The following is a 9,287-nucleotide window of genomic DNA, read 5'->3' on the forward strand; positions in this document are numbered from 1 at the left end:
CCGCGGAAATCCGTGGGTTTAGGACGACGGTATTTCGGTCTCGAATCCTGTCTCCCCGACCAACTTACCCCGCCGCCGCCAGCACGTCCGCCGTCGAGGCAGAACGGATGCCGCGCCGGTCGAGCAGGTCGAGCACGCCGTCCCACCACCGCCAGAACGCCGCGAGATCGGTGGCGTCGCGCACATAAGGGGTGTGGCCCGGCACCACGCTGGGCGAATGATAGGACAGGTTCAGCAGGCGGACGCCCTCGCCGGTCGCGATGCGGATCGCTTCGCAGGCGTGGTCGAGCGGCATGTCCTCGGGAGTCAGCGCGACGCGGTGGAGCAGGCCGGTCCGCGCGAGCAGGCCGCGACCGCGCGGGACATGGCCGGCGGTGTGATACAGGCGCTGGCCGCGCCGGCGCAGGTGGCCGGTAAAAACGCTCGTCAGCGGCAGTTCGAGCAGCGCACCGCCGGGACCGGTACGAAAGGCGGTGTTGCCGATCGCCGAAAAATCAGGTCCGCCCTCGGCAGCATAGCAATAGCGCGAGCGCATCGAGCTATCGATGCGGTAGCCGCGTTCGGCCAGCAGCGCGAGGGTCGCCGGGCCGATGCCGTAGCGGCCGGCGCGATAGACCAGCGGCGGGGTGCCGCTGATCGTCTGGATCACATGGGTCAGGCGGTCGAGCTTGGCGGCCTCCACTTCGCGCGGCAGGTTGCCGGCGAAGCTGTCCGCCGGGGTCAGCGTCTCGGCGAAGGGCGGGTTGACCCATGGGTGAAGCTGCGCGCCGAGCGTCGCGTGGCCAGTGGCGAGAATGGCGTGGATCGCATCAATCGCGAGTGGTTCGGTGACGACCGGATAGTCGACGAGATAGCCGACCTCCACACCGCGTGTCGCGAAGCGGGCGTGGGCTTGCGGCAGCGCCGCCATCGCGCTCACCCCCCAGCCGTCGCGGCGCAGCGGAGCGTTCCAGTCGAATTCCTCTTCGGTATCGACGAACAGGGTGAAGCGGGTGCCGAAGGTATCCGGCCAGTCGACCGGCGGGCCGTCGACGTGCGGCCGGAACGGCGGCGTCACCGCCGACCGACCTGCCCGGCCTCCATGCCCTGAACTGCGGGCAGGCGCAGCGTCAGCGTGGCGCTGCCGAACAGCAGCGCACCACCCAGTTCGTTGGCAAGGTTGCGGGCGAGGCGCAGCGCGAAGCCGGTGCCGAGCAGCGAGGCGTCCTCCTCGCTGTCGTCGACGTCGAACACGCTGTCGCCGGGCCATGCGGCGAATGCCGCCGGACGATCGAAGACGATCGCGACATTGCCGTCGCCCTCCATCCCCATCCGCACGTAGAGCGCTTCGCCGGTGGCGCTGGCCGATACCAATGTGGCGAGCAGGCGGGCGAGCAGCCGTTCGATCGCGCGGCGATCGCCCGACACGGTGACGTCGGTCGGCTCGATCTCCAGCACCGCGCCGCGCAGCTCGCACAATGTCGTCAGGTCGGCGACGATCGTCTGGAACAGCGGCCCCAACGCGACGCGATCGGCGCGCAGGTCGAGCGCGTCGCCATCGATACGAGCAGCGAGATCGAGGTCGTCGATCACCGCCACCAGTTCGCGCGAATGGTCGAGGATCGCCGCGGCGCGGGCGCGGTAGACCGGCGACACCGGCCCCAGCAACTGCGCCTCGATCATCTCGGCGAAGCCGGCGATCGCACCCGCCGGGGTGCGCAGTTCGTGGACCAACTGGCGCAACTGGGCGACGCCGGTGGCAGGCGGGGCGGCACGTTCGGCGCGTTCGTCGCCGCGCGGGCGGCGGGCGGTGCCGCGATAACCGGTGAAGCGGCCCGAGGCGGGATCGAACACGGGCACGCCCGAGACGCGCCATTCGCCGCCGGCGTCGCTGTCGCCCAGCACGCTCAGGCGGGCGTCGCGGAAGGGGGTGCGGCGGCGCAGCGCCCCGGCGGCCACGCCGTCGAAGCCGGCGATGGTCGGGCCGCCCTCCAGCGCCAGCGACAGGCCGACCACGGCGGCACGGCTGACGCCGTCGACGAAGCGCAGCATGCCGGTGGCGTCGGTTTCGAAGCGGAACTGGTCGTGCCGGGGCAGCGGCGCGCGGGGGGCGGGTACGGCATCCTGAATGCGCTCGAACGCCACGATCCGGGCCATGACGTCGACGATGCTGAACGGGCCGGCGAGGTCGGGTCCGGCGATCGGGTCCGTCGCGTCGATCAACGGTTGCGGCTCGACCGGAGGCTTCGGTGGTGCCACCGGTTCCGCTTTGCCCACGGGTTGCGGTTCGATCACGGGCTGGGGGTCGGCGGTGGGTTCCGGCAAGGCCACAGGCTGCGGTTCGACCACCGGTTCGGCGTCGGCGCGGTCGTCGCCCAGCACGAGGTCGACGGGTCCGAAACTGTCGATCGCGAGGCGGACGGCGACGGGCAGGTCGCGACGGTTGCGCAGGACGCCGCGCGCGGCGGGGCCGAGCGTCGGGATCAGCGCGGTCCAGTCGGCGACCGACAGCTCGGCGCTGCGCAGCACCGGCAACGCCACCTCGATCGTGTCGGTGGCGAGCAGCGCGACCAGCGATGCCGGCGGGCCGGCGTGTTCGATGTCGCGCGCGCTGGCCATGCGGATCGTACGCGGCACGCTGTCGCGGATACGCTCCAGCATGGCGATCGCGCGGGGATTGGGGCTTGCCCGGCCGCGACCGATCAGGTCGACCAGTTGCCGCCATGCCGAGGCGCGTGCCCCCTCCCCCGACAGGTCGGAGGCCAGTACCGTTTCCAGGCTGTCGTCGAAGTGTACCATCTACTCGTCACCAGCCTTGCGCCGAATCATGGGCGTACCAACTGCTTAGCGCCCTCTCCGCCCGACCGGAACATGCCAAATCGGCACGTCGCAATGTGGGACAATTGCGCTTTCACGTAATTTTATAATGCGGTAGGCAGGGGTTTCTATCTTTTCCCATCCATGGAATCGCGACCAATGGCATTCGATCGTATCGACCGGCAGATCCTCGCCCTGTTGCAGGAAGACGGGCGGATGACCAACGTCGAGCTGGCCGAGCGCGTCGGGCTGACCGCGCCGCCGTGCCTGCGCCGGGTCCGCGCGCTGGAAGAGGCCGGCGCGATCCGCGGCTATCACGCGGCGCTCGATCCCCGGCTGCTGGGGTTCACCATCACCGTCTTCGCGCTCGTCAGCCTGAAAAGCCAGGCGGGGAGCGACCTTGCGGCGTTCGAGGCGCATGTCGCGACCATCCCCGAGGTTCGCGAATGCCATATGCTGAACGGCGAGATCGACTTCATCCTGAAGATCGTCGCCGCCGATCTGGAAAGCTTCCAGTCGATGCTGACCACCCAGCTCATCACCGCGCCCAATGTCGCGAGCGTCAAGACGTCGCCGACGGTCCGCACGTCGAAGGCGCTGCCGGGGATTCCCGTGTCGGCGGGGTGAGGCCAAAGTTTACAAAGTTTACACTAGCGGGCGTCGTGCAGGCGGCATCGGGGGCATCTTCGGGTCGAGGGAAACCCGTGGGTAGGCCGGGTGCGTCGTGTAGGACAGCGCTCCGTGCAAGACGTTGTTTTCGGTGACATTCATGCCAAAGGGGGCGGTAGCGTTCCGTGGGAGGTAGGGTGTCGGGCGCCCCCGGGCACGGCGTTTGCGGGGCGGTGGACCCCGAACAGGTCCGGGGTGACGAAGCGGGTGGGGCCAGGGGATGATGATCCACCCGCCGGTATGACGTTCGCCCCATCCTCATCGCGCGAATCGGGGCGTGCGATTGCGTGGCGGCCGCTCGACCGGTAGGGCCTGTGCGATGGCGAGACAGGCTGCGGCGGGCGAGGCCCCTGCCCCCACCCCGATGATGGCACAATATCTGGCGTTGAAGGCGGAGGTCGAGGACTGTCTGCTGTTCTATCGCATGGGCGATTTCTTCGAGCTGTTCCATGATGACGCGAAGGTCGCCGCCGCAGCCCTCGACATCGCGCTGACCGCGCGCGGCGAGCATGAGGGCGCGAAGATCCCGATGTGCGGCGTGCCGGTCCACAGCGCCGAGGGCTATCTGGCGCGGCTCATCAAGGCGGGGCACCGCGTCGCCATCGCCGAACAGACCGAAAGCCCCGAAGCGGCGCGCAAGGCACGCGGATCGAAGGCGCTGGTCCATCGCGCGATCGTGCGGGTGGTGACGGCGGGGACGCTGACCGAGGAAGCGCTGCTCGACGCGCGCGCCGCCAACTGGTGCGTCGCCATCGGCGAGGCGGCGGGCGGCGTGGCGATCGCCGCCGCCGATGTGTCGACCGGCCGGTTCGAGGTGATCGAAACCGACGCGACGGGTCTCACCGCAGCACTCGCCCGGTTGCAGCCGGTCGAGGTCGTCGCCGCCGACACCTCGGCCTTTGCCGAGGTCGCCACGCTGCTGCGCGGCAAGGGCGCGTTCGACAGTGCGGCGGGCGAGGCGCGGTTGAAGGCGCTGCACGGCGTCGCGACGCTCGACGGGTTCGGCCAGTTCAGCCGCGCGGCGCTGGCGGCGGCGGGGGGGCTGATCGCCTATCTCGACCATGCCGCTAGAGGGCAGTTGCCGTTCCTGCGCCCGCCGGTGTGCGCGGCGGACGGCGCGTGCATGGCGATCGACGCGGCGACGCGCGAGAGCCTCGAACTCACCCGCACGGCGGCGGGCACGCGCGGCGGGAGCCTGCTGGCCGAGGTCGACCGGACCGTGACCGGCGCGGGTGCGCGGTTGCTCGCCGCCGACATCGCCGCGCCGCTGATGGACCGGGCGGGGATCGAGGCGCGCCATGCGGCGGTCGGCTGGGCGCATGATGCGCCGGGACTGCGCGACGAATTGCGCACCGCCTTGCGCGCGCTGCCCGACATCGGGCGGGCGCTGGGACGGATCGCCGCCGGACGCGGCTCCCCGCGCGATCTGGGGCAGTTGCGCGACGGGCTGGCGGCGGCGTGGACGCTGGGCCAGCGGCTGGAGGCGATCGGCGAGGTGCCGCCGCTGATCGCGGCGCTGGGGCCGCGGCTGCGCGGGCATGGCGAGTTGATCGACCTGTTGCAGCGCGGGCTGGTCCCGACCCCGCCGATCGATGCGGCGGCGGGTGGTTATGTTGCGGAAGGATACGACGCCGCGCTCGACGCGCTGCGCGATACGGGCGCTGGCGGACGCCGGGCGATCGCCGCGCTGGAGGCGCAGTATCGTGGCAGCACCGGGATTTCGGCGCTGAAGATCCGCCACAATGGCGTGCTGGGCTATCATGTCGAGGTGCCCGCGCGCGCCGCCGACAAGCTGATGGCGGCGGACAGCGGCTTCACCCATCGCCAGACGCTGGCCGGAGTGGTGCGCTTCAACGCGCCCGATCTGCACGAAGCGGCGCTGAAAGTGACGCAGGCCGGCGCGCACGCGCTGGCGGCGGAGGCGGCGCATCTGGAGGCGTTTACCGAGGCCGCGCTGGCGAACCGCGAGGGCATCGCCGCGACCGCCGACGCGCTGGCGCGGATCGACGTGACGACTGCGCTGGCCGAACGTGCGGTCGAGGGCGGCTGGGCGCGGCCGGTACTGGTCGATCACCCCTGTCTGGAGATCGCCGGCGGGCGGCATCCGGTGGTAGAAAGCGCGGTGGCCAAGGCCGGCGGGCGGTTCGTCGCCAATGATTGCTGCCTGTCGCCTGCGTCGCGGCTGTGGCTGGTGACGGGGCCGAACATGGGTGGCAAGTCGACCTTCCTGCGGCAGAACGCGCTGATCGTGGTGCTGGCGCAGGCGGGCAGTTTCGTGCCGGCGACCTCGGCGACGCTGGGCCTTGTCGACCGGCTGTTTAGCCGGGTCGGCGCGTCGGACAACCTTGCGCGGGGACGCTCCACCTTCATGGTCGAGATGGTCGAGACGGCGGCGATCCTCGCGCAGGCGACGCCCCGGTCGTTCGTGATCCTCGATGAAGTGGGGCGCGGGACCTCGACCTACGACGGCCTCGCCATCGCATGGGCGGTGGTCGAGGCGATCCATGAGGACAATCGCTGCCGCTGCCTGTTCGCGACGCATTATCACGAGCTGACCCGGCTGGCCGAGCGGTGCGACGCGCTGTCGCTCCACCATGTCCGCGCGCGCGAGTGGAAGGGCGATCTGGTGCTGCTCCACGAACTGGCCGAGGGGCCGGCGGATCGCAGCTATGGCATCGCGGTGGCGCGGCTGGCGGGGCTGCCGCCCGCCACGTTGCAGCGCGCCAAGGCGGTGCTCGCGAAGCTGGAGGCGGGCAAGGCGAAGACCGGCGGGATCGCGGCGGGGCTGGACGATTTGCCGCTGTTCGCGGCGATGGCGGTGGTGGAGGAAGCGCCGGTCGATGGGCTGCGCGCGGCGCTGGCGGGGCTGGATGTGGATGCAATGTCGCCGAGGGAGGCGATGGAGGCGTTGTACCGGTTGAAGGGGCTGGTTTGATGTCGCAACGGAACGACGAGGCGCGACGACGATCGGATATACCGAATATAGGTCCCGGAATAGAGTCATCCGGGGGCGGTCGATGTTGATATGGGCAGTTGGCGTGATGTTGGCGGCTTCGGCACCCGCCGGCGTCACGCTGACGACGGACCCGACCAATCGCAGCATAAGGCAGGACGCACGGCCTCTGGTGCCCCATGTCGGTGGTCGTGTGGCGGTATCGCCGTCGGTTCCGTCGGCTCGAAAGGGGGCACGCGGCTACCGCCACCAGTGGCCGGCCATCTATTGGGAAGCGGCCTTTACGGGCGATCAGTTGCTGCTGAAGTTTGACGACGATAAAAACGAGTATCGGCTAACGGTCGATGGGGCAGCGCCCCGGCGACTGCCCCAACCGGGGCGGGTCGAGATGATCGTTCGGGGCCTCGGGCCGGGGCGGCACCGGGCGCGCCTCGACAAGATCACGGAAAGCGTCGACTCCGCGGGTACGTTCCATGGCTTTTTCGTTCCGCGGAGTGAGGCGGTGCGTCCGCCTCCCCTGCCCCGTGCCCGACAGATCGAATTCATCGGGGATTCGGGCATGACCGGATACGGCATCCGATCCGATACCCGCACCTGCACCAAGGAAGAGGTACGGTTACGCACCGACAGCTCGGCGGCGTGGCCGGCGATGGTCGCCCGTTCGATCGACGCGGACTATCAGATCAACGCGATCTCCGGGATCGGGCTGGTACGAAATTTCGAAGCTGTCATGCCCGGGCGTGCGATGTCCACGCTCTACCCCCGCGTACTGCCGGGCGCCCCGCAGGAATGGCGCGATCCTGCATGGCATCCGATGGTCGTGGTGATCGTGCTCTTCAACGACTTCGGGACGGCGTTGCATCCGGGCGAGCGTTGGTCGGATCGGGCCGCGTTGGTTGGCGACTATGTCCGCGCCTACCGGCAGCTCATCGATGCGATCCATCGGCAATCGCCCGGAGCGACGCTGGTGTTGCCGTGGATCGATCTGGACAAAAGCGATGACGCGGCACTGAAACAGTTCAGCGCCGGTGCGCAGGCTGCGATCCGCAGCGCCGCGATCGATGCCGGCGTCACACGCATCGAGTTTCCATTGCTTCCGTCTTTCGTGCCCGAGAATTCGGCGTGCGACTATCACGGCAGTCGCAACGATCACCGGCAACTGGCGGAATGGATGACAGCGTGGCTGAATGCCCGGCCAGCAGTGTGGAAGCGGCCCGATCGTCGTTGACGTCACGAACGCCGTTTCCGATCGGAAAACCGTGACGCAGGGGCGACATGTCGATTGCCCGCCTGCCGGATCGGTGGACGTGGCCGCTTCCCGTGTGGCAGGTCGATCGCCTACACCCACCCCATGAACCTCTCCGCCATCGTCGCAGACATCGCCGCCGAGATGGCCGACGCGCCCGACCGGGGCACGCCGGCCGATTATATTCCGCCGCTGGCCGCCGTTGATCCGAAGCGCTTCGGGATGGCGGTGATCGCGGCCGACGGGACATGCCATCTGGCGGGCGATGCCGAGGAGAGCTTCTCGATCCAGTCGGTGTCGAAGGTGTTCGCGCTGACGCTGGCGCTGGGTGCGGTCGGGGACCAGTTATGGAAGCGGGTGGGGCGCGAGCCGTCGGGCAGCGCGTTCAATTCGATCGTACAGTTGGAGAGCGAACACGGCATCCCGCGCAATCCGTTCATCAATGCCGGCGCGATCGTCGTCGCCGACATATTGCTCGGCCGGTATCAGCCGCGCGAGGCGCTGGGCGAGTTGCTGCGCTTTGTGCGCGCGGTGGCGGGCGAGGACGGCATCTTCATCGACGAGGGCGTCGCCCGCGCCGAACAGGATACGGGCTTTCGCAATCTGGCGCTGGCGAGCTACATGCGCAGCTTCGGCAATCTCGACCATGATCCGCCGGTGACGCTGGGGGTGTATTTCCACCAATGCGCGCTGGCGATGAGTTGCCGGCAACTGGCGCTGGCCGGGCGCTATCTGATGGCGGGCGGGGTCAATCCGTCGACCGGGCGGCAGGTGGTGTCAGCGCAGCGCGCGCGGCGGATCAACGCGCTGATGCTGACCTGCGGCCATTATGACGGATCGGGCGAGTTCGCGTTTCGGGTGGGCCTGCCGGGCAAGAGTGGCGTGGGCGGCGGCATTCTCGCGATCGCGCCGGGGCTGGCGTCGATCGCGGTGTGGTCGCCGGGGCTGAACGAGCGCGGCAATTCACAACTGGGGACGCTGGCGCTCGAACGGCTGGTGCAGCGCACCGGATGGTCGGTGTTCGAGCCGCGATAGGGGCATGGCGTCGTTCCCGCGCGGGCGGGAACGACGCGGATGTTACCGCTGCGGGGCGGGCTGCGGGGTGAAGCTCGTCACATTGGCCATGCCGTTCGCGCCGAAGGTGATGATGTGACGCGATCCTTCCTGGCAGGTCGCGACCCAGCTTCCCGGCTTGTCGCCGGGTTGCGATCCGGTGACGCCCTGACATGGCAGGCCGGCGTCGCGGATCGCACGGATGAACACGCCGTCGCGCTGGCCGGGGGCGAGCGCAGCGACCTTGGCGGCGGCTTCCTGCGCCTGTTGCTGGCTGGCCTGCGTCGCGGCGTTGGCGGCGGCCTGTTCCTGCGCGCTGGGGCCACAGGCGGCCAGCAGCAGCGATCCGGCGATCGTCATCACGAAACCACGCATCGTCATCTCCCCATTGGTTGTCGACCACGACAATCGCCGACCCGGCGTCCGGTTCCCGTCGGTCTGATCCGAAACGAGGACCGATCGAGCTTCAGCGAAATGCTTTCCCGACCTGCTCCCCTCCCTGACAAAAGTTTCGGGTCGGTCATGCCCCCGGCATGACCTGAACAGTGCGGGGCACTGTTCACCCGAAAC

7 protein-coding genes are annotated in these 9,287 nt (G+C 69.3%); 4 read left to right on the forward strand and 3 right to left on the reverse strand.

Features of this window, described 5'->3' with window-relative positions:
• Positions 1-64 precede the first annotated feature (64 nt).
• Together ASE78_RS13975 and ASE78_RS13980 are read right to left on the reverse strand one after the other, a co-directional pair.
• Positions 65-1,057 carry a polysaccharide deacetylase family protein gene (locus ASE78_RS13975; RefSeq protein WP_056497977.1) on the reverse strand — a complete coding sequence of 331 codons (993 nt, stop codon included), beginning with the start codon at positions 1,055-1,057 and terminating at the stop codon, positions 65-67.
• Positions 1,054-2,778 (reverse strand): histidine kinase dimerization/phospho-acceptor domain-containing protein, encoded by a 1,725-nt coding sequence (locus ASE78_RS13980; protein WP_056497978.1) that lies wholly within the window; start codon positions 2,776-2,778, stop codon positions 1,054-1,056. The genes ASE78_RS13975 and ASE78_RS13980 overlap by 4 nt, the downstream gene beginning before the upstream one ends.
• Positions 2,779-2,955: 177 nt before the next feature.
• Between ASE78_RS13980 and ASE78_RS13985 the strand changes: the two genes are divergently transcribed.
• The 4 genes from ASE78_RS13985 (at position 2,956) to ASE78_RS14000 (ending at position 8,699) form a co-directional block, all read left to right on the forward strand.
• A complete protein-coding gene (locus ASE78_RS13985) occupies positions 2,956-3,423 on the forward strand; it encodes an Lrp/AsnC family transcriptional regulator (RefSeq protein WP_055759392.1) in 468 nt (155 codons plus the stop codon).
• Between the two features lie 406 nt (positions 3,424-3,829).
• Positions 3,830-6,400 (forward strand): DNA mismatch repair protein MutS, encoded by a 2,571-nt coding sequence (mutS, locus tag ASE78_RS13990; RefSeq protein WP_056498149.1) that lies wholly within the window; start codon positions 3,830-3,832, stop codon positions 6,398-6,400.
• Positions 6,401-6,482: 82 nt separating this feature from the next.
• Positions 6,483-7,646 (forward strand): GDSL-type esterase/lipase family protein, encoded by a 1,164-nt coding sequence (locus ASE78_RS13995; protein ID WP_082467233.1) that lies wholly within the window; start codon positions 6,483-6,485, stop codon positions 7,644-7,646.
• Between the two features lie 123 nt (positions 7,647-7,769).
• On the forward strand, positions 7,770-8,699 hold the full coding sequence (locus ASE78_RS14000) for a glutaminase (RefSeq protein WP_055760495.1): 930 nt from the start codon (positions 7,770-7,772) through the stop codon (positions 8,697-8,699).
• 42 nt (positions 8,700-8,741) lie between these two features.
• Here the strand turns inward: ASE78_RS14000 and ASE78_RS19015 are convergent, their stop codons facing one another.
• Positions 8,742-9,092 carry a hypothetical protein gene (locus ASE78_RS19015; protein WP_156349116.1) on the reverse strand — a complete coding sequence of 117 codons (351 nt, stop codon included), beginning with the start codon at positions 9,090-9,092 and terminating at the stop codon, positions 8,742-8,744.
• Positions 9,093-9,287 lie beyond the last annotated feature (195 nt).

This window comes from Sphingomonas sp. Leaf25, assembly GCF_001421635.1.
In the GTDB taxonomy this organism is placed as follows: Bacteria; Pseudomonadota; Alphaproteobacteria; order Sphingomonadales; family Sphingomonadaceae; genus Sphingomonas.